General features: G+C 73.6%; 10 protein-coding genes and 1 pseudogene. 1 reads left to right on the forward strand and 10 read right to left on the reverse strand.

What is annotated here, in order from left to right; all coding sequences use genetic code 11:
- Positions 1 to 87: 87 nt before the first annotated feature.
- The 6 genes from D6718_05420 to D6718_05445 all read right to left on the reverse strand — a co-directional run bounded on the left by D6718_05420 (position 88) and on the right by D6718_05445 (position 7,053).
- A complete protein-coding gene (locus D6718_05420; protein ID RMG46579.1) occupies positions 88 to 1,350 on the reverse strand; it encodes a response regulator in 1,263 nt (420 codons plus the stop codon).
- A gap of 4 nt (positions 1,351 to 1,354) precedes the next feature.
- Complete coding sequence (locus D6718_05425; GenBank protein RMG46580.1) at positions 1,355 to 2,539, reverse strand: hypothetical protein; 1,185 nt, start codon at positions 2,537 to 2,539, stop codon at positions 1,355 to 1,357.
- On the reverse strand, positions 2,536 to 3,543 hold the full coding sequence (locus tag D6718_05430) for a hypothetical protein (GenBank protein RMG46581.1): 1,008 nt from the start codon (positions 3,541 to 3,543) through the stop codon (positions 2,536 to 2,538). The genes D6718_05425 and D6718_05430 overlap by 4 nt, the downstream gene beginning before the upstream one ends.
- 4 nt (positions 3,544 to 3,547) lie before the next feature.
- Complete coding sequence (locus D6718_05435) at positions 3,548 to 3,916, reverse strand: STAS domain-containing protein (protein ID RMG46582.1); 369 nt, start codon at positions 3,914 to 3,916, stop codon at positions 3,548 to 3,550.
- Positions 3,903 to 4,313, reverse strand: coding sequence for an STAS domain-containing protein (locus D6718_05440; protein ID RMG46583.1), 411 nt, complete (start codon positions 4,311 to 4,313; stop codon positions 3,903 to 3,905). Before D6718_05440 ends, D6718_05435 begins: the two co-directional genes overlap by 14 nt.
- Before the next feature lie 109 nt (positions 4,314 to 4,422).
- On the reverse strand, positions 4,423 to 7,053 hold the full coding sequence (locus D6718_05445) for an amino acid permease (GenBank protein RMG46584.1): 2,631 nt from the start codon (positions 7,051 to 7,053) through the stop codon (positions 4,423 to 4,425).
- Between the two features lie 356 nt (positions 7,054 to 7,409).
- Here D6718_05445 and D6718_05450 point away from each other — a divergent pair, with 356 nt between their 5' ends.
- Entirely contained in the window at positions 7,410 to 9,368 is a 1,959-nt protein-coding gene (locus D6718_05450; GenBank protein RMG46585.1) for a hypothetical protein, read from the forward strand.
- An 18-nt stretch (positions 9,369 to 9,386) separates the two neighbouring features.
- Here the strand turns inward: D6718_05450 and D6718_05455 are convergent, their stop codons facing one another.
- From D6718_05455 to D6718_05470, 4 genes and pseudogenes are all read right to left on the reverse strand, one after another.
- Positions 9,387 to 9,875: a prepilin peptidase gene (locus tag D6718_05455; protein RMG46589.1), complete on the reverse strand. Its 489-nt coding sequence runs from the start codon at positions 9,873 to 9,875 to the stop codon at positions 9,387 to 9,389.
- A gap of 45 nt (positions 9,876 to 9,920) precedes the next feature.
- Positions 9,921 to 10,880 (reverse strand): annotated as a pseudogene (locus tag D6718_05460) (hypothetical protein).
- Between the two features lie 187 nt (positions 10,881 to 11,067).
- Entirely contained in the window at positions 11,068 to 11,832 is a 765-nt protein-coding gene (locus D6718_05465; GenBank protein RMG46586.1) for an ABC transporter permease, read from the reverse strand.
- Entirely contained in the window at positions 11,829 to 12,845 is a 1,017-nt protein-coding gene (locus D6718_05470) for an ABC transporter ATP-binding protein (protein RMG46587.1), read from the reverse strand. The genes D6718_05465 and D6718_05470 overlap by 4 nt, the downstream gene beginning before the upstream one ends.
- Between the last annotated feature and the right edge of the window lie 332 nt (positions 12,846 to 13,177).

Raw genomic sequence — 13,177 nt, forward strand, 5'->3', positions numbered from 1 at the left:
GTGACGCCGGAAAACCGGGCTGAGCGCGCGATTCCGGCGAGAGCCGCCGGGAGGCCGGAGCCCCGAGCGGCTCGAGACGGCGGCCGGTCAGGCGACGGGCTCAGCGGCGGGCTCCCCCTCGGGGGTGGCCGCTTCCGCGCCGGCGGCCTCGAGCGGGAGCCGGATCCGGAACCTCGTGCCCTGCCCCTCCACGCTGTCGAATCCGATCTCCCCGCCGTGCTGCTGGACCACGATCGCGTGCGCGAGCGCCAGCCCCTGTCCGGTCCCCTTCCCCACTTCCTTGGTCGTGAAGAAGGGATCGAACACCCGGTCGCGGATCTCCTCCGGGATCCCGCAACCGCTGTCCTCGACCTCGATCTCGACCGCTTGGTCCAGGAGGCGCGTGCGGAGAACGATGCGGCCTTTCGTCTCGGGTCGCTCTCCGATCTTGTCGCGGATGGCGTGGGCGGCATTGACGATGAGATTCAGCAGGACCTGGCTGATGTCGTTCCCGCGACAGGGAACGAGGGGAAGCCCATCGTGCAGCTCCAACTCCAGATCGGCGACGTACTTCCATTCGCTCCGCGAGACCACGGCCGTGGTGCGAACCAGCTCGTTGATGTCGACCTCTTCGCGCGACGCTCCGCCCGGATGTCCGAAGCGCTTCATCGCTTTGACGATCTCGGCCACCCGGTTCACCCCGTCGATCGACTGCCGGATCGACTGGGGCACCTCCTCTTCGAGATAGGACAGCTCGATCTCATCGGCGCGCCGCGCGACCTCGGCGGCGTCGAGCCGCCCCTCCCGGGCGGCTCGGGCGACCGCGCCCGCGAAACCGACCAGGTCGCCGAAGCTCTCCTCGAGGAAGCGGAGGTTGTCGCCGATGAACTGGATCGGCGTGTTGATCTCGTGGGCGATGCCGGCGGCGAGCCGTCCGATTGCCTCGAGCTTGTGGACGTGCCGGAGCTGGGCCTCGACGCGCGCCTTCTCGCGCTCCGCCTCGCGGATGCGCAGCACCGCCCGCACCTTCGCCAGGAGGATTTCGTCCTCCACCGGCTTGGTGATGTAGTCGAAGGCCCCCAGGTCGAGGCCGGTGCTGATCCGGTCAGGGTCCCGGAATCTGGCCGTCACGAAGATGACGGGAATCTCCCGGGTGCGCTCGTCGGCTTGGAGGCGGCGAAGGACCTCGTAGCCATCCATCCCCGGCATCTGCACGTCGAGCAGGATGAGGTCGAACGGGTCGCGGGCCGCCAGCTCGAGGCACTCGGGTCCGCTCGACGCGAGGGTGACGTCGTAGTCGTCCTCAAGGATCTGCTCCATCAGATCGAGATTGTCCGGGGTGTCGTCGACGACGAGGATCCTCGCTCTCATGCCTTCACTCCTGCCCAGCGCCGGCCGGTTCCGGGGCGGCGGCCTGCGCGACCGCCCCTGGCGCGCACAGAGGCACCGTCACGGTGAATCGCGTCCCTCGTCCGACCTCGCTCGCGACGGAGACCTCCCCGCCCAGGAGCCGGACCATCTCGCGGACGATCGCCAGGCCGAGCCCGGTGCCCCCGGCCCGCCGCGCGTCGCCGCCGTCCACCTGGCGGAACGGCTCGAAGATCACCGGCAGGGCCTCCTCGGGGATCCCGGGGCCGGTGTCCTCCACCACGAAGCACGCCGTGCCGCGCTCGGCGTCCAGGCGGGCCTCGAGGGTGACCGAGCCGTCTTCGGTGAACTTGATCGCGTTGCCGAGGAGGTTGGTCAGGACCTGCTTGAGCTTCCCGCGGTCCGTCTCCAGCGCGGCGTCGGCGCCGCCACACACCTCGAAGCGGAGGCCCTTGTCGGACGCCAGCGGCGCGAGCAGGTCGGACACCTCCTGGAGAAGGTCCGAGAGACGGAATCGCTCCGCGTGGACCTCCATCCGGCCCGCCTCGATCTTCGACAGGTCGAGCAGGCTGTTGATCAGGTCGAGGAGCTGGCGGGCGTTCCGCTCGACGGTGTGCAGGTTGCGGAGCTGCTTCGGCGGAAGGACATCTCCCGCCTTGCGCAGGACGCGGGTGGTGAAGCCGATGATCGCGTTCATCGGCGTGCGGAGTTCGTGCGAAACGTTGGCGAGGAACTGCGACTTGAGCCTCGTCGCTCGCTCGAGCTCTTCGTTCCGCCGCTGCAACTCGGCGAACAGCTCCTCCCGGGTCGGTTCCGCGATCACCGCCTCCAGCGCGGCGGTGCCGGCGGCGGGCCGAGCCGGAAGCCGCACCGTGACGAGCGTCCCCTGGCGCAGCGGGGCGACACCTCCCCCGGCGCCGAGCACGGCCGCGACGCGGCGCGCTAGCGTGCCCGGAAGGGCGGGAACCGCGGTCAGTTGCAGCCGGGGGGGATCGGCGAGGAGGGCCACCTCCAGCCGCCCCCCGCCCTCCGAGGCCCCGATGCAGCGCCCGATCTCCGACGCCGCCGCTGCGAGACGCGCCGCGGCGATCTCCCCGAGGCCGAGGAGGCCGGCCACGCGCTGCAGCTTGCGGCGGGCGGTGAGCACCGAGCGGTCCGCGTCCCCGATGCGGATCGTGCCGAGCGCGGTCATCCCGAAATCCTCAGCGCGACACACGCGGCGTCGTCGGTGCCGCGCGCGCAGCGCTCCAACAGTTGCGCCGCGAGCACCGGTGCCGGCCCGGCGCCCAGCTCAGGGAGCGCCTTTCGGACGGCGCGATCGGCGAGGCCGTCGGTCCAGCAGACGAGAGCGTCACCCGCCGCCACCGGCGCTTCGAACGCACGCGCCCTGGGCATCGTTCCCCCCAGCACCCCCGAGCGGCCGGTCAGCCGCTGCACCGAAGTGCCCACGACCGCCGTGACGGTGTTGCCCACGCCGGCATGGCGGACACGGCCGCGGGCCGCGTCGACGAGCGACACCCCGGCGGCGGCGCCCCGGCTCCCCCTGACGTGCACGTGAAGCCGATCCAACAGCGCCGCGGGATCGCTCCAATCCTCTCCCCGCAGCCGCCTCAGGAGCCGGCGGGCGAGGCGGTGCGCTTCCCGCCCGTGGCCGAGGACGTCGACGATCGCCACCCCCCAGCGCTCCCCTTCCTCGACGACGATGGCGGTATCGCCGCAGCGGCTGTCGTCCTGCAGAGGTTTCAGGGCGATGCCGCATGGCTGTTCGTCCGCGGAGGCGGAACGGTGGCACCAGCGCAGCGCCACGACGCGCGTCCCGGCGTCCGGCGAGGTGGCGATCGCCACGTCGTCCATGATCCGCACGACGGCCGGGAGCCCGAGGCCGAGCCCGCCACCGGTGCTGTAGCCGGGGCGGAGCGCCGCCTCCACGTCGGCGATGCCGGGCCCGCGGTCGCGGGCCACGACCGCGAGGCCGCGGCGTCCCGGCTCCCACACGCGCCGCAGGGCGACCTCCCCCCCGCCCCCGTAGCGCACGATGTTCGTCGCCAGCTCCGAGGTGGCGGTCGCGATCAGCGCCGCCGGAGCGCTGCCGAATCCCATCCGGCTCGCCAGCTCCCGGACGGCCTCGACGAGCGGGCCGACGTCGCGCCGACTCCGAATGGCGTGCAGGCCGGTGAGCGAGTCGGTCCCGAGCACCGTTTCATCCGAGGCGGGCGAGCGCGTCGTCCACGGTGCGGGCCGTGACCGCGTCGTCCGGCGTGAAGCCCAGCGCGGCGAGGGCGGCGGCCACGCCGGGACGCATCGCGGCGATACCGACACGCGCGCCCAAGAGCCGCGCCATTCGCGCGATCGCCGCCACCGCACCGGCCTGGACGCTGTCGGCCGCCGTCACCGCCGAAAGATCGAACACGAGCGCGCGGGCCCGCGTCGCCGACACGGCGGCGAGGACGGCGTCGCGAAGGGCGTCGAGTCCCGCGCGGTCGAGCGCGTCGGGAACCGGAACGACGAGCCGGCGGCCGAGGCGCTGCATCGCGAACGGCGCGCCGCCGGCGATCTCACTTCCCCTCACGGGGGCGAACCTCGAGGCCGAGCCGGCCGAAGGCGGTCTCGAGCGCGGCCGCCATCGTCGCAACGGTCTTGACCTCTCCCAAATCGATGCCCAGGTGGACCATCGTCTGGGCGACCGCGGGCGAGATCCCCGAGACGATGCACTCGCAACCCATCAGCTGCGTCGCCCGGGTGATCTGGATGACGTGGTTGGCCACGGCGGTGTCCATCGCCGTCACGCCGATGATGTCGAGAATGATGACGCGGGCCTGCGTTCTCTGGATCATCGACAGCATCGAATCCATCAGCTCTTGAGCCCGCGCCGAGTCGAGAATCCCGAAGACCGACACCATCAGGATCCCGTCCCAGACGACGCTCACCGGCACGCGATCGGTTCCGACGCTCTCGGAGACTTGCATGCGGCTCCCCTCCCGCGGACGCCCGTCCGCCCGCTTCCGACCAGCGCCCCGAAATGGCCGGATTCCTCGCGATCGGCGGGTCCGCCCCCGGCGGATCCCGTCACTTTCCCTATCGGCCGTCTCCGGCGCCGCTTGACCTCGCCGCCGAGCCCCGATCGGGGTGAAGCTGGACGACCGAGCACAGCGCCCGCTCGACGATCCGGTCGCTGACCGAGCCGCGGACGAGCCGCCGCAGCGGGGGCTCGTCTTCGGAAGCGAGGATCAGCAGATCGGCGCCGGCGGTCGCGTGGACGACCGCCTCCACCGGATCGGCCCCCGTGAGGATCTCCGCATCGGCCGGAGCGCCGCACTCCGCGACGAGCCTCCGGTGGAAGCGCACGACCTCCTCGCGCCGCGCCGCGGGTGCGCCCGGCTCCAGCACGTCCACGAAGGTCAAGCGCCCCCCGTGCGCGCGGGCGAGCGCCACGGCCACCCTGAGCAGCTCTCCCTCGTGCGGTCCGGGACGCGCGAGCACCAGGATGCGCTGGTAGACGCGCACCCCGGCGTCGCGGAACGAGCCGACCGCCGCCGGGAGATGGTGGAGGATCCACAGCAGGGGCCGTCCGACGAAGCTCGCGTACCGCCGCCGCCGGTGGCCGACGATGACCCACTCGCAGTGGGCGGCCGCGGCCTGGGCGTACAGCGCGCGCCGCGCATCGTGCGTGACGACGACGACGAACGCAGCGTCCACGCCGAGCCGGCCCGCGATGGCGAGCACGCGGCGTCGCACCGCCGCGATCCGATCGTCCTCCCCGGTCCCGCCGGCCAGCTCGGTCTGGCCGGGAATCTCGCGCAGGTAGAGGACGTCGATTCGCGATTCCGGCGAGGGCCGCAGCGCGGCGCCGATCTCGAAGAGCGCCTCGGGAGACCGTTCCTTGCCGAACAGCGCCACCACCACCCGGGCCTCCGGAATCGGGGCCTCCGCGGCGGCTCCCGGCGGGGCCTCCACGAGGTCGGTGCGGCGGCCGAGGTTCTGGAGGAGCCCGCGCCGGGAGACGCGCGAGCGGCCGTAGGCCAGATGCCACGCCGCCGCGACGCCGGTGAACAGCGCGATCCCCGCCAGGGCGTCGGCTCCGAGAGCGACCAGCAACGCCATTCCCCCGAGGATCCCGGCCAGTGGCGGGAGGGGATAGAGCGGGACGCGGTACGTGGGGCGGTACCAGGCGGCGCCGGCTTCCCGGAAGACGATCAGCGAGAGATTTTCGAGGCAGAAGACGAGGATCTGGAATCCCGACGCGAGCTTTGCGAGCGCCACCACGTCGAGCGCCAGGATGGCGAACAGCATGAAGCCCGCGCAGGCGAGGATCGACGCCACCGGCGTCAGCAGGCGCGGGTCGACGGTGCCCAACCGGCCCGGAAGCAGTCCGTCGCGCGCCATCGCGAACGGAAAGCGCGACGCCGCGAGCAGCGTCGCGTTCGCCTCGGATCCGAGCGCCAGCACCGCCACGGCCGACAGCGCCCACCGCAACGGCACCCCGCCGATCGCGGCGCCGAGCGTGGCGATCGGGGCCGCATCGTGCGCCAGTTCCGCGAGCGGGATCCTCCCGGCGAGAACGAACGCCACCGCGGCATACAGCGTCCCCATCCCCACCAGCGAGAGAAGGATGCCCCTCGGGATCGTCCTCCCCGGATCCCTCACTTCCTCGGCGACGGCGGCGATCTTCGTGACCCCCGCGTAGGAGGCGAAGACGAAGGCGGCGGCGCCGGCGAGGCCGGAAAAGCCGGAAGGCGTTTGGGGCACGAGGAAATCGCGGCGAATGCCGGGCAGCGCCGCGACCGCGGCCGCGGCCAGGGTGCCGACGGTGATCGCGACGAGCGGCTTCTGGAGCCGGCCCACACGGCGAACGCCGAGCACGTTGAGCGCCGTCACCCCGGCCAGGATGCCCAGGGCGAGGGCGGTCTCGGCGCGGGCCGCGGAACCGTGCGCGCCGGGAGCCGACGCCAGGACGTACGCCCCCAGACCCGCCAGGGCGAAGCAGCCCTTGAGCAGCAGGGAGAGAGCGGCGCCGATCCCCGAGACGGCCCCCGCGAACGGACCGAGGCTCCTCTCGATGAACAGGTAGGTGCCCCCCGAGGAGGGCATGGCGGTGGCCAGCTCCGCCTTGGCGAGGGCCGCCGGGAGAACGAGAACCCCGGCCAGGAGGTAGGCCAGCCACAAAGACGGTCCCGTCAGCGCGGAGGCGGGCCCGGGGAGGACGAACAGTCCGCCCCCGGCCATGGCGCCGACGCTGATCGCGACGACGCTTCTCAGGCCGAGGGAACGGTCGAGCCGCTTCACCGGCCGGCCCGGTGCCGGCGGATCCGGATGCGGCCGGCCTCGCGGGAGCCGAGCGCGGCCAGCGCGCGGCGCAGCCGCCGCCCGGCCGCGCGGGGCGGCGGGAGCGCCGACCCGGCGATCGCCACCCGGTTCTCCCACAGCTCCCCTTCGACGACGATCGTCTCGGGAAACGGCGCGGCCACCGCGGCGATCGCCTCCCGCCAGCTCCCGCCGGGAACCGGGAGCAGGTTGACGACCGCGACGCCGCGAGGGGAGAGACGGCGGGCGATCAGGTCCGGCAGGCCGTCGAGGCTGATCGGAGGCTTCACCTGCCCCTCCAGACCGGGCATGGAGAGATCGTCCAGCACCGCGTCGAACCTCGCCCTGCGGCGGGCGAGCCAGGCGTACGCGTCGGCCCGGCAGACGTGCACCACCCCCGCCCATCCCGCGGCCATCCGCCGGAAGATCTCCTGCCCTCGCGGATCGCGGTCCACGGCCTCGATCGGCGCCGTCCACCCCAAGGCGCGGAGCGGCGCCACGACGCTCCCCGCAGCGAATCCGAGGAGAGCGAGCCGCGGTCCGGGAGCGAAGGCGGCCACCGCCGCCGCCAGGACGTCGAACAGGTCGTGGGTCGGACCGGGACGGTCCGGCAGGCTGCTGACGACATCCCCCCGATCGACGAGAAGCGCGCGATGCCGCCGGCGGACGATCCTCAGCACGGTCCCTTCCCTCCTCCGATCCCGTCCCGGCATCGCCGGACGGCGGCCGCCGTATGATGTCCCACCACCGGAGAGGAGACCATGGGGCGCGAACTGGCCGTGGGGCTGGCCCTTCTGGCCGCCGCCTGCGCGCCGCCGGGGCTCGACTCGATCGCCTCGCGGGAGGATGCGAGGGTCCCGGACCGGCGCTTCTGGAGCCGCGCCCTGGCGGCGGGGGAACCGGCGGTGCGCGCGGCCGCCGCCCGGGCGATCGGCCGGCTGCGCGATCCCGGGCTGGCCCCGCTGCTCGCCGGCCGGCTCGGGGCGGAGCGCTCTCCGGCGGTGCGCGAGGAGATTCTGTTCGCGCTGGGGCAGGCGGGCGGCGAGGCGGCTCGTTCCGCGCTCCGGGCGGCGCTCGCCGCGGTCGAGCCGGGCCAGCGCATGCTCGCCTGCGAGGCGCTCGGCAAGGTCGGAGGAAGGGAGGAGATCGGCCTGCTGGCGCGGGCCCTCGGCGATCCCGCGGAGGAAGTCCGCGGAGCGGCGGCGCTCGCCCTCGCCCGTCTGGCCGGCCGGCACGCCGCGGAGCCGGTGCCGCTGGACGCCGGGGAGGCCGGGAAGATCGCCGGGAAGCTCGCCTCGCTCCTCCGCGCATCCGGCGCCGGCGAGAGGTGGCGCGCCGCCTACGCTCTGGCGGAGATCGAGGCGCTCCCCCTCCCCGCGCCCGAACTCGAGGCGGCGCTCGCGGACGGCGATCCCCGCGTCCGGCTGTTCGCCGCTCGGGCGCTCGCCCGAGCGGGTCCCGGCGCCGCCCTCGCTCTCGGGGAAAGGCTCGCCGACCCGTCCCCCCACGTGGCCGCGGCCGCCGCCCTCGCGCTGGCCCGCGCCGCCGGCCCGCAGGCGGCGGGGCCGCTCCTCGACGCCTTGGATCGGGCGGCCGGGCCGGCCGCGCACCACCTGCGCCTCGCCGCACTCGAGGCGCTCGAGGCTCTCCCGCTTCCGCGCGAGGCGGCCGGCCGGATCGAGGCTCTCGCCGCTTCCGATCCTTCCCCGCGCGTTCGCGGGGCGGCACTGCGCCTGCTCGCGCGGTTGGCCCCGGTGCGCGCCCTCCCCCTGTTCCGGGCGGCGGAACGCTCTCGCAATCCCTACCTCCGCGCCGCCGCGGCGCGCGCCGCGCGCAATCTGCCCGTCAGCGAGGCGGTGCGACTGCTGCGGCGCCTCCGCCTCGATGCCGACCCGCGGCCGGCGTCCGCGGCGCTCGAGACGCTCGGGGAAATCGCTCCGGCGACGGCCCGCGCCGAAGCCCTCGAGGCGCTCCGTTCGAAGGATGTCGCGATCGCGGGAACGGCAGCCGATCTGCTCGGGCGCGTGGGGCATCCGGGGGACGTGGCCGCGCTGGAGCGGCTGTACGGCACGGCACGGGGGCCGGAACGGGTGGAGCTGCGGCTCGGGGCGGTGAGGTCCGCCGGGCGCCTCGATCCGGCGCGGGCGGAGCGATTTCTCCGGGCCGCGCTGGCCGACCCGGCCCCGGCCGTCGCCCTCGCCGCGCGGGACGCGCTCGAGGCGGCGGGGGAGGAAGGTGCCGATCCGTCGCCGGGGCACTGGCGGTCGACGGCGCCCGCCTGGCCGCGAGGCCGGCCGGCTCCCCGGGTCACGCTGCGGACCGACCGCGGGGACATCGTCCTCCAACTCGACCCGGAGGCGGCTCCGCACCACGTCGCGAGCTTCGTGGCGCGGGCGCGCGAGGGAAAGCTCGACGGCCTTCCCTTCCACCGCGTCGTCACGGGATTCGTGGTCCAGGGTCTCGACCCGCGCGGCGACGGGTGGGGCACGGGCGGCGTTCTCCTGCGCGACGAGATCGCTCCCCTGCGATTCGACGGCGCGGGTGTGGTGGGAATGCCCAACGCCGGTCCCGACACGGGCGGCTGCCAGATCTTCGTGACCCTTGCGCCGGCGCCCCATCTGGACGGGCGCTTCACGGTCTTCGCACGGGTCGTGGAGGGGCTCGGAGTGGTCGACACGCTCGACGTCGGGGACCGCTGCCGCCGCGCGATCGTGCAGTGACGCCGGCGGCGCGGCCGGTCAGGCGGCGAGCAGCCCGGTGTACCAGGCGGCGATCTCCACTCCCCAGAACATCGCCACCAGCGCCGCCGGGGCGAGGAAACAGCCGAACGGCAGCTCCTTCGTCATCGACCAGCGACCCGAGAGCAGGCCGGGGAGGCTCAGCAGCGTGCCGGCGAGCGACGCGGCGAAGATCGTGAGGAAGACACCGGGGATCCCGAGGAAGGCACCCACCCCGAGCATCATCTTGAGATCACCCCCGCCCAGCGCCTCCCGGTCGAACAGGACGCGCCACGCGAGCGCGAGCAGAAAGAAGATCCCGTATCCGGCGATCGCGCCGGCGACCGAGGCGGCCAGCCGGCCGCCGGCCCCCGACAGCCCCGCGAGTGCGAGGCCGAAGTCGAGCCGGCCGTTCCAGGGCGCGGTGAGAAGACCGGCCGCGGCGAGCGGAAGGGTGACCCGATCCGGAAGGAGCCGGTGGTCGTAGTCGGTGAAGAAGAGCACGAGCATCGCCGAGGCGAAGGGAAGCAGCACCAGGGTCTGCACGGTGAAGCCGAAGCGCCACCCGATCGCCACCCACAGCACGGCGTTGCCCGTCTCCACCAGCGGGTAGCGCAGCGCGATCTGGCCGCCGCACGAGGCGCAACGCCCCCCGAGCCAGATGTACGAGAGGATCGGGACGTTCTCGTGCCACCGGATCGCCGCGCCGCAACGCGGGCAGGCGGAGCGCGGGCGCACGACGCTCTCGCCGCGCGGGAGGCGGTGGATGCAGACGTTCAGGAAGGACCCGACCACGGCCCCGAACGCGAACAGCACCGCGTCGGTGTAGGCGGACCAGATCGCGCCCGGGGTCACCGCGCCTTCTCGAAGGAGTGCCGCGGAGCCGGAAGCGCCCGGCAGTCCTCGGTATCGACGACGAACGGCGGCGGTTCGCCCTCCACCTCGCCGGGGAGGGGCCCCAGCATCCCGGCTCGCCGGAGCGCGGCCAGATCGGGCGCGCACCGCCCGTACCGCTCGCGATAGCGGCTCAGCGCCTCGTCCACCTCGCGCAGGCCGATCTCGGTCCGCAGCCGCTCGATCCAGGCGGCGGCCACCGCCTTCGTGCGCTCGTCGGGGGGGTTTTCGTACAGCTCCTCGTACTCCGCCAGCGCCGCCCGGAGGTCGCCCGCCAGTTCCAGCATGCGCGCGGCGTGGCGCTGGAGTTCCGGCGGGGCGCCGGGCCGGGCCGCCCCCAGCCTCCAGTAGCGGCGCGCTCCGATGTAGTCCTTCTGGTAGTAGCACTCCCAGCCGGCCCAGTAGGCGATCTCCCAGTTCTCGGGCATCATCTCGATCCCCTTGTCGTACAGGCGGAGTGCGAGGTCGGGACGCCGCGCCTCGACCGACATGATCAGCGCGCCGACGAGGTAGGCCTCGAGAAACCTGGGATCCAGTTCGGTGATGGCGCCGCGGAAGATCCGGTCGACGAACGCGTAGCGGCTGCGGTCCTCGTAGTTCGAGTAGTACTGGATGGCCCACAGGTAGAGCAGGTCGGCGAGGCTCTCCTCCTGCCCGAGGCTCATCGCCCGCAGCGCCGCACCCTTCGGCAGATAGAGCAGTCCGGCGGCGACGCGCGTCGTCCCCGCCTGCTCGAGACCGTAGCGGGCCCCGAGCGCGCCGGCCGCCAGGGCCAGCGCCAGGGCCGCGACGAGGGCCCGCCGCAGCATCAGACGAGGTCCCTCCGGCGAAACGCCGCGCAGGCGACGAGCAGCATCAGGCCCGCGTACGCGGCCTCGTGGAGGGTGGCCAGCACCAGGCGGTCGGCGGGGATGTCGAGGCCGTGCACGGCGAGCGGCCGCACGTCGCCGTACTCGAGGTCGGGAAGGACCAGGTACACGGCATGGACGGCCGCTCGCGCGGCCCCCTCTCCGAGCCGCTGTTCGAGGAGCGGCAGCGACCACAGAAGGTGGCCGACCAGCCAGGTGGCGGCGGTGAACAGTGCGGTGAAGATCGGCGTGGAGAACGACGCGAAGAAGACGGCCGCCGCGGTGACGAACACCAGCTCCACCCAGAGCATGAACACCGCGACGATCAACGCGGGGTCGAATGCACCCCTGATGGCAAGCACCGCGAACATCGCGGCCGCCATGAGCGCGGTGTTCACCGTGATCGCCGCGGCCAGTCCCGCGAACTTGCCGAGGACGTACTCCCAGCGGGCCACCGGCAGGGCGAGGGTGGTCTGGACCGTCCGCCGTTCCATGTCGCGGAACAGCATCCCCACGCCGACGAAGAGCGTGATCATCAGGCCGAAGAGGTTGATCGCCGACAGGCCGATGTCCTTGATGATCTTCACGTCGTCCCCGACGGTGAGGAGGGACAGCACGCGGGAGAAGGCGATCAGCACGACGGCGAAGACCAGCAGCAGATAGAGGATCCGCTGGCGGATCGCCTCGGCGAGCGTCGCTCTCGCGATGGCGGCGACGCGGGTCACGGTTCTTCCTCCCCGCCCACCGCCCGGAGGAAGAGGTCCTCCAGCCGCTCCCGCTGGGGCACGAGCGCCTGTAGCGACGCGCCCGCGCGGTCCACGGCGGCGAGGATCTCCCCGGCGGTGGCCGAGGCCGGGAAGCGCAGCAGCCGCTCTTCCCCGCGGACGCTGATAGGCTCCGCTCCGGCGATCTCCTGGCCGCCCCGCACCTCGACCTCCCAGCCGAGGATTCGCCGGCGGCGCGAGAGGGTGCCGAGGTCGAGCAGCTCGCGCAGCCGGCCGCGGACGAGGATCGCGACGCGGTCGCACAGCATCTCCGCGTCGGAGAGCACGTGCGAGGCGAAGAGCACTGTGACCCCGTCTCTCTTGAGCCCGAGGATCAGGTCGCGAAACTCCCTCCGGCCCACCGGATCGAGCCCGCTCATCGGCTCGTCGAGGATCACCAGCCGCGGGCGTCCGGCGAGGGCCCGCGCCATCCCGGCACGCTGGACCATTCCCTTCGAGTAGCGGCGCAGTTTGCGGTCGATCGCGCCGCCCAGACCGACCCGCTCCAGCAGCTCCGGGACGAGCGACGCCCGCTCGGGCGCGGGGATTCCGTGCATCCGCGCGGCGAAGTCGACCAGCTCGCGGCCGGTCAGGTCGTCCGGAAAGTAGGGGTTCTCCGGGAGGTACCCCACGGCAGCACGCGCCGAGGGCTCGTCCGCGGGGCGGCCCATCAGCGTCACCTCGCCCCGGTCGGGGAACAGCAGTCCGAGGGCGAGCTTGATCGCCGTCGTCTTTCCCGCGCCGTTGGGACCGATCAGCCCGAGGATCTCCCCCTCGCGAACCTCGAGCTCCAACCCGTCGAGGGAGACGACCGGCCGCTGCCAGAAGTGCGTCTTGTAGCTCTTGCGGACGCCGCGGAACCGGATCGCCGCGGTCTGCCGCGCGGTGGGGGCTGGGCTCGGCATGGACCGTCCGACGATCGTTCCCTTTCCCCGCTCCGTTTCGCGGGATCGGCCGGCGTGGCCCGAACGCACACGAATCGTACCGGAGGCCACCGGATTTGACGATTATGCGAGCGGGTGCCGGGTGTCAAGCGCGGCGCGCGCCGCATCGCCCCGCAGCGGTGCGAGCGGCGGGACGCCCTTCCGGCCGGCCGCCGGCGCTCCGGCCGGCGGCGATCGATCGCGAGGAATCCGGCGTGGACGGCGATCGGCGCTTCGCCCCCGCGCCGGCCCCCGCCGCCATGCGCCCCCGGGCGCGCTCCTGCCGTTCCGCCGTGGCGCCCGCGGTCTCCGGCCGGGCGGCCCAGTCGGCAGCCCGGCGCCGGGGGGCGATCGGCGGGGTTCGCCGCAGGAAGATCCCGCAC

It is taken from the genome of Acidobacteriota bacterium (genome assembly GCA_003696075.1).
Lineage (GTDB): Bacteria > Acidobacteriota > Polarisedimenticolia > J045 > J045 > J045.

What these genes read in the sequence shown, in the direction of transcription:
- D6718_05420 (RMG46579.1), bottom strand. Translation starts at nt 1,350, where the DNA reads ATGAGAGCGAGGATCCTCGTCGTCGACGACACCCCGGACAATCTCGAT.
- D6718_05425 (RMG46580.1), bottom strand. Translation starts at nt 2,539, where the DNA reads ATGACCGCGCTCGGCACGATCCGCATCGGGGACGCGGACCGCTCGGTG.
- D6718_05440 (RMG46583.1), bottom strand. Translation starts at nt 4,313, where the DNA reads ATGCAAGTCTCCGAGAGCGTCGGAACCGATCGCGTGCCGGTGAGCGTC.
- D6718_05445 (RMG46584.1), bottom strand. Translation starts at nt 7,053, where the DNA reads ATGGGCGGGGGTGGTGCACGTCTGCCGGGCCGACGCGTACGCCTGGCT.
- D6718_05450 (RMG46585.1), top strand. Translation starts at nt 7,410, where the DNA reads ATGGGGCGCGAACTGGCCGTGGGGCTGGCCCTTCTGGCCGCCGCCTGC.
- D6718_05455 (RMG46589.1), bottom strand. Translation starts at nt 9,875, where the DNA reads ATGCTCGTGCTCTTCTTCACCGACTACGACCACCGGCTCCTTCCGGAT.